Genomic DNA, 16,079 nt, shown 5'->3' with positions numbered 1-16,079 from the left:
GTTATTCAACCTCCGTTCCTTCATTAACATGCATCAAATCTTTCAAACCAGTTATATCAAAAAGTCGACTTATACGATCTGAAACACCTAATATATATAGTTCTTTATCGTGTTGGTTTAGCGCTTTTAGCGTTCCAACAAATAATCCTAATCCTGTTGAATCCATATAACTCACATTTTCTAAATTTACATGTATATCATGAGTTCCTTCTTGTCGCATCGGCACTAAGACTTCTTCTAATTCTGGAACAGTATAAACGTCTAGTTCTCCTCCAACTTTTACCTCATAATATGTATCATGAGTTACTGTTTCAATATTAAGATTCATAACATTACACTCCTAATTATAGTCTAATTCCTAATTTTTATACCCTTTAAACGCAAAACTAACCTAGTCTATTAAAAACTAATTCACTCTTTTTATAATTAATATCGTTAAATCGTCTCGCTTCTCTGGTTTTTGAACTTTTAAAATCGCTTCATATAATAACTGTACGATATCCTGTGGATGCATATGTTTGTATTTATGAATCATATTTAAAAGAATTTCTGTATCCACAAAATCTCCTGATTCATTTCGCACCTCGGTGACGCCATCGGTAAAGATGATTACAAGGTCATCCAAATAAATAGGTATTTCTTGTTGTTTATATCTCGTTTGTTGATTAACACCTAGCACGCGACCACGCACACTTATTTCTTCAAATTCTTCAGTTTCCGCTCGATATATGTAGCCAGGTTCATGTCCTGCCGAACTGCAATATAATAAATGATTTAATTCTTCATATAAGCCATAAAACATCGTCACAAACATATTTTGATTTACATTTTTTTCGACAACACGGTTCAATCTCTTTAAACCATCACTTGGTAATTGTGAATGACCATATGAGTCCATACCAAATTTAATCATACTCATCGCTAGCGCTGCAGGTATACCTTTACCGATAACATCGGCAACAGCAAAACTCATCGTACCATCTTTATGATCAATCAAGTTAAAATAATCGCCACTTACTTTTTGAGCAGCTACTGAAATGACCCCAATTTGTATGCTATCAAACTGAGGTATATCCGTCTTTAACATGGTTTGTTGAAGTCTTGAAGCTAAATCAATTTCTTTATCATGATATTGTAATCGATCAACGAGTCTTTGATAATCTCTATAATTATATCCGAAGCCTCTAACAACTTCTTTAAGCACATTGAATGTTTCTAAAATTTGAGTTTCACTTAATTCCAACTTTTTAACATAGTCTTTATGAATTTGTACGATGTCTTCAGGCAAAAGATCTTTTTTTATGATTTCATTTGTGAAGACTTCCGTCTTTTTTAGTAATTCAGTACTATCTGTTGTATGTAAACTCTCATCAATTAGCGCTTTATATTGATTTTTGAATTCTTCCACGTGGTAATTCCTCCTCAAAATGCAAATATAAATCGCATACATCGCCTTTTAACATATCTAAAAAGTAATTATGTATGTATAACTCTTAAATACATCGATATTTAATTATTTATTATAAATCATCCGAATATATTATCACAAACATATCAGTTTATTTTTTAATATTTTATTTATAAATAAGTAATAAAAAAGCTTTAGGATAACCTAAAGCTTTTAAACTTTGACATCCTTTCATAAGTCATATCTACAATAATTTAAATATGCAATCTGAAAGATTACATTTATTCTTACAATTAAGTGTTTATTGCATTCTATAGAGACTAGATGTCTATACTTCATTATTTTGTTGACTTATTTAATAAACTTATTATAACTAAGGCTTGTGGTTTCTTACATTATGTAGGCCTAAGCTAATGTCAATGGCATAATTAACTTCTTTCATCTTCTCTTCAGATAGATATGTTAACTTTTCCTTTAACCTTTTCTTGTCTAAAGTTCTTATTTGCTCAAGCAAAATCACCGAATCTTTATCAAGTTTATATTTACTTTTTTCTATTTCTACATGTGTAGGTATTTTAGCTTTATTTATCCTACCTGTAATTGCCGCAACAATTACGGTAGGACTATATTTATTTCCAGTATCATTCTGTATGATAACTACAGGTCTAATTCCCCCTTGTTCAGACCCTTGAACTGGTGATAAATCAGCTAAATAGACGTCTCCTCTTCTCATCATTCATTGTTATTCTTAGAGCTGATATAAATTTCATTGCAATCACAAGCTTCACATTCAAATGGAAAAGCTTCTGCTGCAAGGGAGAGGTTTAAATCGGCCATCTGAGAATAACCTTCTTTTAGTAGTTGTTCTATGCTATTATGATTTCTGCTTTGCGTGATACTTACCATGAATAAAGACCTCCATGTGACTAAAAATAGAATATATTATGTTTACTTGTTAGATATATAATAACAAATTTTAAATACAGTGACTATACTATTTTAGTAATTCATTATTTATTTCTACGACTTCAGTCCCATGATATATTCGTGGCAATCTTCTATTTAAGTTACAAAGCACCTCATAATTAATTGTATGTTGTTGTCGTGCCAATGCTTCAGCTGATTGTGGTGTATCTACATGATGATCCATTAAAATCACCTTATCTCCTACTTTAATTTCGGCTGGCACTTTAATGATAATTTGATCCATGCAAACTTTTCCAATAACTTCACACTGATGACCATTTACATTGACATATGCCCCAGACATTAACCTTGGATAACCATCTGCATATCCTACAGGGATAATTCCAATTTCAGTAGGTTCTGTAGCAGTATATATACTGCCATAACTCACCGATTCTCCTGGTTGCAATACTTTTCGCTGTACTACCTCACTAATCCATTGCGCACTCGGTTTCAAATGTACTTTAACATTATCTTTGACATAATGAGATGGATAATAACCATATAGTGATATACCAATTCTAACCGCATTACAAAATTGGGTGTCTTTCATTAATGCACCTGCTGAATTTTGAGAGTGAATAAATTCTGGTTTACGGGCTTGGTTAACCATTTCCTCAAACAGATTTTGTTGTTGATTCATAGAGTCTCCTGGTTCATCTGCACAAGCAAAATGAGTAAATACCCCTTCAAAAATTAAGTGTTCATGGGCATCAATCGTTTCAATAATCTCCTTATATTCTGATACGTCTTTCACACCTAATCTGCCCATACCTGTATCAAGCTTAACATGGAACCATTGATCCTTTTCATTTTCTTCTGGAAGGTTTGTTATGACTTCATCTAGCCATGATTTTGAAGGCACTGTTACAGCAATTCGATGTTGTAATGCTTTATTAATATCCGCAGTCGGAATAACGCCAAGCACGAGTAATTTAGCATTGATACCATGCATACGTAATTCAATTGCTTCATCTAATGTAGCTACTGCAAAAAATTCCGCACCATTTTTCATTAGTTGACGTGCAATCGGTAAACTCCCTAATCCATAGCCATTTGCTTTAACTACTGGGATAACCGTTTTAGTTGGATGTAATTTTTGAAACACTTGAAAATTCGAAACAATTGCATTTAAATCAACATTCACATAGGTTGATCTATAATACTTATCGGACATAAAGCATTAACCTCCTGTTTTGATAAAATAAAATTTCCTACATATATTAAATCAATTTTATAACAAGCTTGATGAGATATCCAAATTAAAAATACTAACTTTTTATTTTTTTTCGAGTATCACTTGGCTCATAGCATAATGCTCTGTATGCGTTATACTAACATGAACATGAAAACCGTCATATGCAATGGTTGGTTTCCCAAATTCATCGTTAACACAGTCAATATCATTTAGAGCGATGGTTTTACCGAGTCCAGTACCCAACGCTTTACTAAAGGCTTCTTTACATGCAAACCGCCCTGCTAAAAACTCCATCTTTCTCGGTTCATGACTAAAACTATGAAACGTTGCTTGTTCATTTATAGTCAATACACGCTCAATAAGCTTCTTCTGATGGTGATAAAGTTGAGTGATTCTATCAATCTCAATCAAATCGACACCAATACCATATATCATTTTCACATCACCTATAATATTTTATTGTATTTCTGAATTCATGTTATGTTGTTGCTTTATCATTGCTTTAATTTTGTCTGCTTCTTGAATATCAATTAATTTAATTTCTTTATTTCCACCTGCAGTTGATAACGTTAACGTTGCTAAATTATATTTTCTCATAATCATACCTCTATGAGTATCTACGTTTTGTATTCTAAATAAAGGTATTGCATATCTTTTTTTAAACCATAACCCTTTTTTTATAGTTACTGTCTCATTATCGATTTTATATTCAAAAATTTTATAGTAAATCAATGGTAGAAACACCACACCATAAATGAAAAATAGAACAGATATAATTAACATGAACACTAAAATAATAATACTCACTTTGACTGTAACCCATGATAACCACCATTTATTTACAATAAAAAGTGCAATGGAAATAACAATAAATATACAAAACCATATACCAAAGTTCAAGCGAATCGCCTGTTTACTTGCTTCGGCCATATGTTTATATTGATTCATGCTCTTCCCTCCTTAAGTACCATTCTTTTAATGCCTCTACATGTCCTTGTTTATTATATTTCAAACCTATCTCCTGCTTACCGCTTGCTTTTGCAATAATAAAAACAAAATTCATCAATTGCTTCCTTGCTAGAAACGGATTACGCTTTAATTCCATACCCAATAATTTATCGTGCTTAAAGTAAGTTGTTTTAAAACCGAATAGCTTTGTATTTTTTATAACTAACTCATCTCCATCAAGCGTATAACCTGATTTTTTTATTACAATAATACTATGCAACGCCAATATAGCAATAATAAATAGTGCTAAATAAACTGGCCATACTTGCCAAAAATATGCCACAATTATACTACTGATTAATAGAATTAGAGATTGAATCCAGAAGTATCTATGATAACCACTCCACGGCATCCCTTGTTGAACAGACTGAAATTTCATATTAGGCATTAACGGCTTAATAATTTCATATGCTTTTTGTTGTTTTATAAAGGGTAACACTGTCACATTTCCATTTAATGTCACATCATCTTTATCAAAGTCATCCATATCGCTTGTAATCGTAAAATGTATAGAGGTATAGCCAAACATCTTTCTTAAAAATGATTGTTTTTCTACTACGGCTTGCACTCGATTAATTGGTACTGTGATGTTTTTAACATTAAATAAGCCATATGAAATGTTTAATTGTTGATCACTTTCCGTGACAGTGTAATTAAAGTTTTTAAATATCACAATTATAGTTCCTACTATGTAACTCAACAATAAAATAATACCAACAATAATTAAAACAATTACAAAGATAGCTTGGCTTATATGAGATAATTCACTGTTTAGCCATTCCCATGGTAATTTATCAGAAAGTGAGCCAATGATTGGAGATAATGTTGCAAATGCTACGCCAATTGCACCACTTGTCAGAGCCATTAACAGTAACTCTTTAAATGATAATTTATATAATTGTTGATGTGATGTTTGTTGCTTTGAATCAGAGACATGTTGTTGTGTCGGTTCATTTTGCTCTATTTCTTGATGATTTGCCAGTAAGTTTTGTTGTGCTTGTCGTAACTCACTTTGTATTAAAGTACTTTGTTGCTTCGACACTGTTTCTAAATCAATACCGTCACTTGGCGTTTTGATTTGAATTTTGACTCCGCCTACGATTTGATTAATCAAACTTTGGGATGTATCCATTGATTGGATTCTTCTGATATTTAATTCTTTTCTTTCCTTAGTAAACACGCCGGTATCCAATATAAAGTGATCGTCCTCGATCCAATATCGTGTGTTATATACCTTTACCGCACGAAATAAGAATGAAATTATAAATATAAGCGCAACAATACCTGGATATATGTATGACTTAAAATCCGTAAAATCAAAATTTTTCAAATTAAAAATTAAGAAAATAATGACTAAAATAATATTTTCTTTTATTGCCTGTATTACACCTGTTAAATAAGAAATGGGATGAAGTTTTTGCGGTTTATACATCTGAATCCACTCCTTCTAAATAATTCATAGCTAACGCTTCAAAAGCCAAAGCATCGCTGACGTTCATTAAAGGAAACACTATTTCATGACCAGCAGTTACTATTGTCAACTTAGCTATTCCCCAGCGCTTTAAAAGTGGGTTACTCGCAATTTCCAGAAATTGAATTCGCTCTAACTTAACATATTTAGCTGATTTAAAATAAAATGATTGATTAACTTGTACATAACATTCATTAATACTATAGAACATGTATTTATATTTTATCCAAGGTATAGTGAGCATATAAATAAAACTGATAACGATTAAACCAATAAACACATAAATTAAAAAATGCCACCAGTTAAAGTGTTGCCATAAATAAATCAACGCCAATATGACAACTAAACCTATAAGAAACAAGAGCCCTTCGCATATATATAAATATGTTTTTGCACGCTTAGGACTACGTACAAATTCAGATAACTCTGCCATTGTTACACTCCTTTATATTGTTTTCAATTTATTATAACATAGCAACTTTAATCATCTTAGTAAACAATCATTTTTTAAATTAATGCTAAAACAATTTAATAATATTGCTTATTAATAGCGAATTTACTTCATGTTTTTTAAGGTAAAAACAAAAAAATCATCCCATTATTAATGGGATGATTAAACCTAAAGTTCATATATGGTCATGTTCGTTTTATTTCTTGTGGTCAGCGAAAGTTCGACCTTTCATTGACTTTTTATTATTATTTCGGTCGTTTGAGCGATCGTTTTTCTTCTTATTATAACCGCCTTTTGAACGACGATTTTTGTTATCGAATTTATTACCGCGTTTATTGTTACCACGTTTTGGACCTTTACTTTGTCTGTTTTTACGAGAAAGTGGTTTTTCAAATGTTAATTGTACATCTACATCATCATTTGATTCTACTAATTCTTGTAATAACGCAGCTACTAAGTTAACGTCACTATATTCTTCAATTAATTCTGAAGCAATACGTTGTAATCGTGGTTCACTATCACGTGACATCCATTTTTGGACTTTACCTTTAATATCACTTTCACGCGCTTTTAATACTTCTTTACGATGTGGTGGTCTTAACGCTTGCATTTGACGTTTATTTGTTTGTTCAATTTGACGGATATAATCCATCTCAATTGGATTAACAAATGTAATCGCAATACCTTCTTTACCTGCACGACCAGTACGTCCTATTCTATGTGTATAACTTTCTGTATCTTGAGGAATATCAAAGTTATATACATGACTTACACCAGAAATATCTAATCCTCTTGCAGCTACATCTGTCGCAACTAAAATGTCTAATTGATCGTTTTTGAATTTTTTAAGTACTTCTAAACGTTTAGCTTGTGTAATATCACCATGTAATCCTTCAGCTTTATAACCTTTAGAAATCAATGCACTTGTCAATTCATCTACACGGCGTTTCGTACGGCCGAATACAATAGCAAGCTCTGGTTGATGGACATCTAAGAAATTCGTAAATGTATCAAATTTTTCTAATTCTTTTACAATAGTATAGAATTCTTCAATTTGAGGATTTGAATTTTCATTATTCATCGTTTTAACAATTGATGGTGATTTCATAAATTGTTGAACTAACGTTTGAATTGCTTTAGGCATCGTTGCTGAGAATAGCATTGTTTGACGTTGTGAAGCAGGAATCTTATCCATGATAAATTTCATATCATCGATAAAGCCCATGTTCATCATTTCATCTGCTTCATCTAAGATTAATGTGTGAATATCGTTTGTTTTTAATGTACGACGATTTAAATGGTCAATCACTCGTCCTGGTGTACCAACCACGATTTGAGGGCCTTTTTTAAGTGCTTTGATTTGACGGTCGATCGGCATACCACCAAATACAGTAACGACTTGAACGTTAAGTCCTTTACTAAATTCTTTAATTGATTCGGCTACTTGCATCGCTAACTCTCTTGTAGGAGCTAAGATTAAAGCTTGGACGCCTTCTTTACCCATTACTTTTTCGATTAATGGAATACCAAACGCACCAGTTTTCCCTGTACCTGTTTGTGCTTGGCCAAGAACGTCTTTACCTTCTAAGGCAAGAGGGATACTATCTTTTTGTATAGGTGTGGCCTCAGTAAACCCAATAGATTCTAGGGTTTCAACTACCTTATCCGAGATCCCTAATTCTTTAAAATTTTGCAATATAATTCTCCTTTATTTATCTGTATTTCAATACATATATGTTCACTTAAGTTTCTTCAACTTCTTAATAGTACCACCTCAAGTGTATAATCGCAATAAACCAAATTTCATAATAGAACGTAAATAACTCATAAAAATAAATAATACAATTTTAAAAATGTTGTAAGATATAGGTTGTAAGCGTTTGATTAATATTTTATCGAAGAAGATTATCTTTTGAAAAAAAGTTGTTACTGAAGATGATTTACCAAATAACTGCTACATACAATAGTTTTATTACCTCTATTTTTTAAAAATCTAATAAGAATATCCTATTATCGAAGTATCACATACTATTTTTACAACAAAAAAGCTAACCGACTTTATACGTGTCGATTAGCTTATCATTATAAAATAGCAAGAAAGACTTAAATTGATATTAAATTAAAACTATTTTAAGGCTTCAACAACCTCTTCTAATTTCATTCCTCTTGAACCTTTGACTAAAATTTTATCTGCTGGTTCTTTATAAGCTTTAAGTTCATTAATCAACGCTTGCTTATCTTCGAAGTGTTGTGCTTCTTGAACAAAGCCTTTACCACTATCATGAATATAATTGGCTTCTGTTCCAAATGTAAACAATGCAGTTATTCCTTTGTCAGCTAGATATTGTCCAACCGCTTCATGCATTAATTTACTGTCTGCACCTAACTCTAAGACATCTGCAAGAACAAGAATTTTTCTACCATCCATTCCAGACAACGTATCAATAGCTGCTTTCATACTTGTTGGACTAGCGTTATATGCATCATTGATTAACAATGTTCCATCTGTTAAATGATGTTGTTCCATTCTCATACCCGTTAATTGGACTGCCTTTAAATTATTATAGATTTGATCATAACTTAAATTCAAATGCTTACCAACTGCAATAGCTATGCTCGCATTTTTCATATTATGTTCACCTAAAATAGGTAACTCATAACTTTCAGAACCATTAATTTCAAAGGTAATACCACTATCTTTCACTTCTTTAATTTGGCAAGTTAATTTGTTGTCATTACCTTTACCAATACTGATTTGCTCACAATCAGTCAGTGTTTTCACATGAGGAACAAGTAGAGGTTCATCTCCATCATATATGAAGAGTCCTCCTGACTCTAAACCGAAAGCTATTTCTGATTTAGCTTGCGCAATACCTTCGCGTGATCCTAAATCTTGCATGTGAGACTCACCAATATTAGTGATTATAGCAATATCTGGCGTTGCTAAAAGTGATAAGCTTTCAATTTCATGGAAACCTGACATGCCCATTTCTAAAATTGAAATTTCTGTATCAATATCTAATTCCAGTATCGTCAATGGCAAGCCAATTTCATTATTATAATTTCCTTGTGTTTTTTTTACTTTAAATTGAGGTTTTAATACACTTTCAATCATATCTTTAGTTGTCGTCTTACCATTAGATCCAGTTACTGCAATAACTTTTGGATTCACAAAATCCAAATACGCTTTTGCTAACTGTTGTAATGCAACTAATGTATCTTCAACCCAAATGATTGGACCATCAACATCATTATTGTCTAATGGTACACCCTTCTGATAAAAGGCAGCACCTGCACCATCCTTTAAGGCTTGCGGTACAAATTTATGACCATCTACATGTTCACCTTTAAAAGGAATAAATAAATTTTGTTCATTGATTATACGTGAATCAATACTAACACCACGAATCGTATAATCTAGGTATTCATTATCAATTTCACAAGGAATCCAATCTTGGACTTGTTCTAAAGTTACTTCAATCATGATTTATTCGCCTCAATCAATGTTATATTTATTTTGTTGTTTGTCTGCATGCTTTTCTTTAGCTAATTCTATCAATTTCTTAATTAAGTCAGAATATGACAGCCCCATATTTTCCCATAGACTTGGGTACATACTGTATGCTGTAAATCCTGGCATAGCATTCGTTTCATTTATAAAGATTTGGTTATCCTCTGTCACAAAGAAATCTGCACGTAATAACCCAGAACAGTCAGTTGCTTTAAAGGCTTCAACTGCCATGTTTCTCAATGTCATTTGAACTTCTTCATCTAAATCTGCAGGAATATCTAGTTTGATCTTACCATCTTTATATTTCGCTTTATAATCGTAAAATGCTACATCTTTAATTACTTCACCTGGCCATGTTGTTTCAGGGTAGTCATTACCTAATACTGCTACTTCGATTTCTCTAGCTTCGATACCTTGTTCAATCACCAATTTACGGTCAAATTGGAAGGCTTCTTCAATACCTTGCTTTAATTCAGCTTCATTATTACATTTACTGATACCTACACTTGATCCTAGGTTTGCTGGTTTAACAAACACTGGGAATTCTAATTTATCATGCACAAGTTTTAAAATATTGTGTTGATACTTATTATATTCACTTCTTAAAAAGCTCACATACGGTAATTGTGGTAAGCCTCTATGTTCGAATAACTGCTTCATTACGAGCTTATCCATTGAACTAGACGCTGCAAGTACACCATTTCCTACATATGGTAGGTCTAATACTTCAAATAAACCTTGTATCGTTCCATCTTCTCCATTTGGTCCATGTAATAATGGAAATACTGCGCTATATTTTTCTCCAGAACTTCCAACACCTAATAATTGAGAAATTTCGCCTGCAGATATATCAGATAAACGTAAAGTGTCTATGTCAGTAATTGAATCTACAATGTTTTCTTTCTTTTTCCAGTCACCATCATTAGTGATGTATATAATGTCTACTTGATACTGCTCTTTATCAATTGCGTTCAAGACATTTTGTGCTGTCAAAATTGAAACATCATGTTCTGCACTTTTCCCTCCGTATACGATACACACATTTTCCTTAGCCATAATTTTGCCTCCATATACAATTCTTAAACTACATCATATCACGATTTAATAGTCTTTTGCATTTGTTAAGTGGTATAACAATAGATTATTTTTCATTTTATTAAATAGAACTTCATTAAATGTATTGCTCACCATATTTTACCGTTTTATGTGGCTTAAATCTATAATAATTATATTTTGAGACCCCTACTTCTAGCAAAATATTTTAAAATTCGGTAAAATCGACATATGATACATAGATAGAGAAATTTAGCTTTTTAAAGGAGTAGGAAATGAGTAGTACTTCACGTCAATTAAAAAAGAATCATTGGATACGTCGTATAGACTGGAAACTCGTCGCAATTCTCGCTCTATTCGCAATCATAAGTGTATCAATCATACACTCTGCTATGGGCGGCGGGCAATATAGCGCCAATTTCAGTATCAGACAAATTTTGTATTACGTATTCGGTGGGATAATTGCTGGCTTAATTATGCTAATATCGCCTAAGAAGTTGATGAAATATACATACTTATTATATTTCATACTTTGTATTGGTCTATTTATTCTCATTATTATTCCAGAGACACCGTTTACCCCAATCATCAATGGTGCAAAAAGTTGGTATAAATTTGGACCAATCAGCATCCAACCTTCAGAATTTATGAAAGTCGTGTTGATATTAGTTTTAGCCAAATTAATTTCTAAACACAACCAATTTACATTTAATCGCACGATAGAAACAGACTTTAAATTATTATTTAAAATTATTGGTGTTTCTATTATTCCAATGGGCTTAATATTATTACAAAATGACTTAGGAACAACATTAGTCATTTGCGCCATAATTGTAGGTGTAATTATCGTAAGTGGTATTTCTTGGAGAATATTAGCACCCTTGTTTATAGCAATGTTTGTACTAGGCTCTTCGATAATACTTTCTATTATTTATAAACCTTCATTGATAGAAAATGTACTCGGCATTAAGACTTATCAATTGGGTAGAATTAGTTCATGGTTAGATCCTTACACTTATAGCAGTGGTGATGGCTATCATTTAACAGAGTCGTTGAAAGCTATTGGTTCGGGTCAACTTTTTGGAAAGGGCTTCAATCACGGCGAAGTATATATACCAGAGAACCATACAGACTTTATTTTTTCAGTTATTGGTGAAGAATTTGGCTTTATTGGTTCGGTGATATTATTGCTTGTATATTTAGCACTTATTTTCCACCTTATCCGATTAGCTAGTAAAATTGAAATGCCATTTAGTAAACTATTTATTATCGGATATGTAGCATTAATCTTATTCCATGTCTTACAAAATATAGGCATGACAATTCAACTATTACCAATTACTGGTATTCCTTTACCATTTATTAGTTACGGTGGTAGTTCATTATGGAGTCTCATGTGTGGCGTTGGTGTCTTGCTATCAATCACATATCATCAGCCAAAGCAATACGCACCAAGTACAAGTACTGAACAACAATCATTAGCGCGCACGTAAACAAACATGAAAATAGCCATGAGATAATGTATTGATTATCTCATGGCTATTTCTATAAAAAAAACGACGAGAGCGTTGCTCCAATCGTTTTAATAGGTGACTATTTCAATTCGTTAGCGGTTTTAACAGTAGCTGGTAAAGTATGCATCACTTCAAATCTTGATTTGGTCTTCTTAATGTTTACCCCTAATGATGATAATAGTTTAACTACATTTTGAATTTTTTGGTTATCCTTATTCATATCATCACCCCTAACTTTCAAGCTTCTACTTCATATTACCCGATTTATATAACAATTACCACATTATATTCAATTTTTTTTAATTAAATATTGTGATTAGTATAAAAATAGACATAATTAATTAGCTTTAAAGTTAAGTTGTAAAAAATAACCTCATAAACTTTATCCAAAACAATTTTATTATGATTGTTAACTACTATTTATTGTTAATAGTTTACAATACAGTATATCCTAAATCGTAAACTGCTTTTTCTAAATTATTTAAACTTGCAGGTGTTTCAAATTTTATTGTAATGACATGATCATCGGTATCCATTTGGACTGACTTGACACCATCAATTTCAGCCAAAGTCTGATTTAATAATTCTAATTTAGTTTGATCATTTAATTCACTAACTTGTATGGTTTGTGTTTGCACTGCTATTCCCTCTCTAATCTTTCATTAACTTTTGAAATGTAACTAATAATTCTTCCATCGCTTCTTCTTGTTGTCCTTGATTGACCTTATCCATAATACAACTCTTCATATGATGGTCTAATAATTTCGTCGCGACACTATTTAAGGCAGAACGCGTTGCTCTAATCTGAGTTAATACATCATCACAATACACATCTTCATCAATCATTCTATTAATTGCGCGCACTTGTCCTTCAATTCGGTTTAATCGTGATTTCAAATTAGATTTTGTTTGCTCTGAATGATGCGCAGTTTCTGTCTCTTTCATAAATATACGCCTCCATTTTTCAATTCAAAAATATATTATACCCCTAATAGGTATAAGTCAAGTGATAAACCTAACTGAGCATGTTACAATAATTAAGACTTTTATAATTTTCAATAAATATTGAGTTAGTGTGGAGGTTTAATATGATAGATATATTTTCTTTAACTTTTTACCATACAAATGTAGTCATTAATGTTATTTTAATTAGTGCATTTATATTAAACCTTATCTTTGCTTTCACAATCATTTTTATGGAACGTCGCTCTGCAGGTTCCATATGGGCATGGATTTTAGTATTACTGCTCTTGCCTATACTCGGTTTTATTATTTATTTACTATTTGGACGTCAAATACAAAGAGAACGTATTTTCTCTTTAGATGAAGAAGACAAAGTCGGTATAGAAATGATTGTAAATGAACAATTAGAAGCTTTGAAAAATGATGAATTTTCAAAAGGTAATCATCAAATTGTTAAGTTTAAAGATATGGTACAAATGCTCCTCTATAACAATGCAGCCTTTTTGACGACTGACAATGATATTCAAGTATTTACTGATGGTAAAGAAAAATTTGATAGTTTAATCAACGATATATATAATGCGAAGGATTATATACATATCCAATATTACATCTTCAGAAATGACGACTTAGGAAAGCGTATACTGACAGCACTAGAGCATAAACTAGATGAAGGTCTTGAAGTAAAAATGCTATATGATGATATGGGATCTAGACGATTATCTATCAAAGACTTTAAAGCATTTCGCAAAAAAGGTGGCCATGTCGAAGCATTTTTCCCTTCAAAATTACCTTTAATTAATCTCCGAATGAATAATAGAAATCACCGTAAAATTGTAATAATTGATGGTCACATTGGCTATGTGGGAGGCTTTAATGTTGGTGATGAGTATCTTGGTTTAAAAAAGAAATTCGGTTATTGGAGAGACACACACTTAAAAATTGTTGGAGATGCAGTTAATGCATTGCAATTAAGATTTATGTTGGACTGGAACGCACAATCTACTAGGGATAATTTGAAGTATGCTGAGAAATATTTTCCAGATGTCGATTCTGGTGGTAGTAAAGGGATTCAAATAGCTTCTAGTGGCCCAGATGAGACATGGGAACAGATTAAATATGGCTATTTAAAAATGATTTCGTCAGCAAAAAAATCAATCTATATACAATCACCATACTTCATTCCCGATCAAGCATTCCTAGATGCTATCAAAATTGCATCTTTAGGTGGCGTTGATGTTAATGTAATGATACCGAATAAGCCAGATCATCCATTTGTCTATTGGGCAACTTATAATAATGTAGCATCTTTACTGGATGCTGGGGTAAATATTTATCAGTATCAACATGGTTTTTTACATTCTAAGACATTAATTATAGATGAAGAAGTAGCCAGTGTAGGTACAGCTAATATGGATCATCGTAGCTTCACTTTAAACTTTGAAGTAAATGCATTTATCTATGATACTGAAATTGCACAATTACTAAAAGATGCATTTGAACATGATTTAAAGGTATCTACCAAATTGACTCAATCTATTTATGATAAACGTGGATTATGGGTTAAATTTAAAGAGAGCATTTCTCAATTATTGTCCCCCATTTTATAGAAATCTGATAATCTAAAGTAGTGATTGAATCATTACTTTAGATTTATTATTTTAAGGAGTTCGTTTAAATGGATTATTTAGAACAAATCAAACATGCTAAAGCTTATATGTATCAGTTTCATAAAAATGATACCACTGGTCATGATGTAGCACATGTCGAACGTGTCTTACATTTAGCAAGGTATATTTCTGACTCGGAACAAATCGGAAGCAAAATCATTATCGAGTTAGCTAGCTTGTTACATGATACTGTAGATGACAAACTTACCAATCAATCTGAGGGGTTAGTAGCATTAACTAATTTTCTGCAACAATTACAACTCACTTCTCATCAACAACAACACATATTACATATCATCAAACATATAAGTTATAAAGATGGCAAAAATAATGCAGTTCAATTATCAATTGAAGGACAAATTGTCAGAGATGCTGATCGATTAGATGCTCTCGGCGCTATCGGTATCGCACGTACATTCCAATTTGCTGGACACTTTGGAGAACCTATGTGGCAAACATCCACAATAGACACAAATGTCGAAAAAGCACAGCAAATACCACATACCAATGATATTATGCATAGTCCTCCATCTGCTATTAAGCATTTTTATGACAAACTATTCAAATTAAAGGATTTAATGCATACGACGACCGCAAAGAAACTAGCAGAAGAAAGACATATTTATATGGAAAATTTTGTTAAACAATTTTTTCAAGAATGGTATTTCTAACTCATTTATAAATACATTCAAAATTAATATATACATCATGCTTCGACACGCTTTTTTTATATAATTAAATATATGAAGTTACAAAATATTATATTGTAAAAAAATAAAAGCCAGTAAATGAATGGATACACTCATTTACTGGCTATATTTTAGGATTTATATCCTTGAATTTGTTAATTAATCAATAGATATAAA

Annotated in this window: 18 protein-coding genes; 3 read left to right on the top strand and 15 right to left on the bottom strand. The window is 31.8% G+C overall.

The genetic code is table 11. From position 1 onward, the window contains the following. Nucleotide 1 precedes the first annotated feature (1 nt). The 12 genes from JN168_RS04250 to JN168_RS04195 form a co-directional block, all read right to left on the bottom strand. A complete protein-coding gene (locus tag JN168_RS04250; RefSeq protein WP_042739507.1) occupies nt 2-328 on the bottom strand; it encodes an anti-sigma factor antagonist in 327 nt (108 codons plus the stop codon). A gap of 78 nt (nt 329-406) precedes the next feature. Beyond that, nucleotides 407-1,408, bottom strand: a complete 1,002-nt coding sequence (locus JN168_RS04245) for a SpoIIE family protein phosphatase (RefSeq protein WP_042739508.1) — start codon at nt 1,406-1,408, stop codon at nt 407-409. Between the two features lie 373 nt (nt 1,409-1,781). Next, on the bottom strand, nt 1,782-2,144 hold the full coding sequence (locus tag JN168_RS04240; RefSeq protein WP_042739509.1) for a type II toxin-antitoxin system PemK/MazF family toxin: 363 nt from the start codon (nt 2,142-2,144) through the stop codon (nt 1,782-1,784). Beyond that, nucleotides 2,141-2,314, bottom strand: a complete 174-nt coding sequence (mazE, locus tag JN168_RS04235; protein WP_042739510.1) for a type II toxin-antitoxin system antitoxin MazE — start codon at nt 2,312-2,314, stop codon at nt 2,141-2,143. Before mazE ends, JN168_RS04240 begins: the two co-directional genes overlap by 4 nt. Before the next feature lie 88 nt (nt 2,315-2,402). After that, entirely contained in the window at nt 2,403-3,551 is a 1,149-nt protein-coding gene (gene alr / locus JN168_RS04230) for an alanine racemase (RefSeq protein WP_229366884.1), read from the bottom strand. A 102-nt stretch (nt 3,552-3,653) separates the two neighbouring features. Continuing rightward, complete coding sequence (acpS, locus tag JN168_RS04225; RefSeq protein ID WP_042739512.1) at nt 3,654-4,007, bottom strand: holo-ACP synthase; 354 nt, start codon at nt 4,005-4,007, stop codon at nt 3,654-3,656. Nucleotides 4,008-4,028: 21 nt separating this feature from the next. Then, a complete protein-coding gene (locus JN168_RS04220; protein WP_042739513.1) occupies nt 4,029-4,520 on the bottom strand; it encodes a PH domain-containing protein in 492 nt (163 codons plus the stop codon). Further along, nucleotides 4,507-6,012, bottom strand: a complete 1,506-nt coding sequence (locus tag JN168_RS04215) for a PH domain-containing protein (protein WP_042739514.1) — start codon at nt 6,010-6,012, stop codon at nt 4,507-4,509. The genes JN168_RS04220 and JN168_RS04215 overlap by 14 nt, the downstream gene beginning before the upstream one ends. Beyond that, nucleotides 6,005-6,484 carry a PH domain-containing protein gene (locus JN168_RS04210; RefSeq protein ID WP_279526196.1) on the bottom strand — a complete coding sequence of 160 codons (480 nt, stop codon included), beginning with the start codon at nt 6,482-6,484 and terminating at the stop codon, nt 6,005-6,007. The genes JN168_RS04215 and JN168_RS04210 overlap by 8 nt, the downstream gene beginning before the upstream one ends. A gap of 214 nt (nt 6,485-6,698) precedes the next feature. After that, the gene (cshA, locus tag JN168_RS04205) at nt 6,699-8,198 is read right to left on the bottom strand and encodes a degradosome RNA helicase CshA (RefSeq protein ID WP_042739516.1); all 1,500 of its coding nucleotides are present in this window, start codon (nt 8,196-8,198) and stop codon (nt 6,699-6,701) included. A gap of 429 nt (nt 8,199-8,627) precedes the next feature. Beyond that, nucleotides 8,628-9,986, bottom strand: a complete 1,359-nt coding sequence (locus JN168_RS04200; RefSeq protein ID WP_042739517.1) for a UDP-N-acetylmuramoyl-tripeptide--D-alanyl-D-alanine ligase — start codon at nt 9,984-9,986, stop codon at nt 8,628-8,630. Nucleotides 9,987-9,998: 12 nt separating this feature from the next. Continuing rightward, nucleotides 9,999-11,069, bottom strand: a complete 1,071-nt coding sequence (locus tag JN168_RS04195; RefSeq protein WP_042739518.1) for a D-alanine--D-alanine ligase — start codon at nt 11,067-11,069, stop codon at nt 9,999-10,001. 272 nt (nt 11,070-11,341) lie between these two features. Here JN168_RS04195 and JN168_RS04190 point away from each other — a divergent pair, with 272 nt between their 5' ends. After that, nucleotides 11,342-12,559, top strand: coding sequence for an FtsW/RodA/SpoVE family cell cycle protein (locus tag JN168_RS04190; RefSeq protein WP_042739519.1), 1,218 nt, complete (start codon nt 11,342-11,344; stop codon nt 12,557-12,559). A gap of 100 nt (nt 12,560-12,659) precedes the next feature. Here JN168_RS04190 and JN168_RS04185 read toward each other — a convergent pair whose 3' ends face one another. From JN168_RS04185 to csoR, 3 genes are all read right to left on the bottom strand, one after another. Further along, complete coding sequence (locus tag JN168_RS04185) at nt 12,660-12,800, bottom strand: Lmo0850 family protein (protein WP_107512514.1); 141 nt, start codon at nt 12,798-12,800, stop codon at nt 12,660-12,662. Between the two features lie 214 nt (nt 12,801-13,014). Next, nucleotides 13,015-13,218, bottom strand: a complete 204-nt coding sequence (csoZ, locus tag JN168_RS04180; protein ID WP_042739520.1) for a putative copper chaperone CsoZ — start codon at nt 13,216-13,218, stop codon at nt 13,015-13,017. A gap of 13 nt (nt 13,219-13,231) precedes the next feature. Then, nucleotides 13,232-13,525: a copper-sensing transcriptional repressor CsoR gene (gene csoR, locus JN168_RS04175; RefSeq protein ID WP_042739521.1), complete on the bottom strand. Its 294-nt coding sequence runs from the start codon at nt 13,523-13,525 to the stop codon at nt 13,232-13,234. Between the two features lie 143 nt (nt 13,526-13,668). Between csoR and cls the strand changes: the two genes are divergently transcribed. Continuing rightward, the gene (gene cls, locus JN168_RS04170) at nt 13,669-15,153 is read left to right on the top strand and encodes a cardiolipin synthase (RefSeq protein ID WP_042739522.1); all 1,485 of its coding nucleotides are present in this window, start codon (nt 13,669-13,671) and stop codon (nt 15,151-15,153) included. Nucleotides 15,154-15,221: 68 nt separating this feature from the next. Continuing rightward, nucleotides 15,222-15,884 (top strand): HD domain-containing protein, encoded by a 663-nt coding sequence (locus JN168_RS04165; protein ID WP_042739523.1) that lies wholly within the window; start codon nt 15,222-15,224, stop codon nt 15,882-15,884. Nucleotides 15,885-16,079: the final 195 nt, after the last annotated feature.

It is taken from the genome of Staphylococcus gallinarum (assembly GCF_029774255.1).
Lineage (GTDB): Bacteria > Bacillota > Bacilli > Staphylococcales > Staphylococcaceae > Staphylococcus > Staphylococcus gallinarum.
Note: the sequence above shows the minus strand (reverse complement) of the source record. Positions and strands in the feature narration are given on the sequence as shown.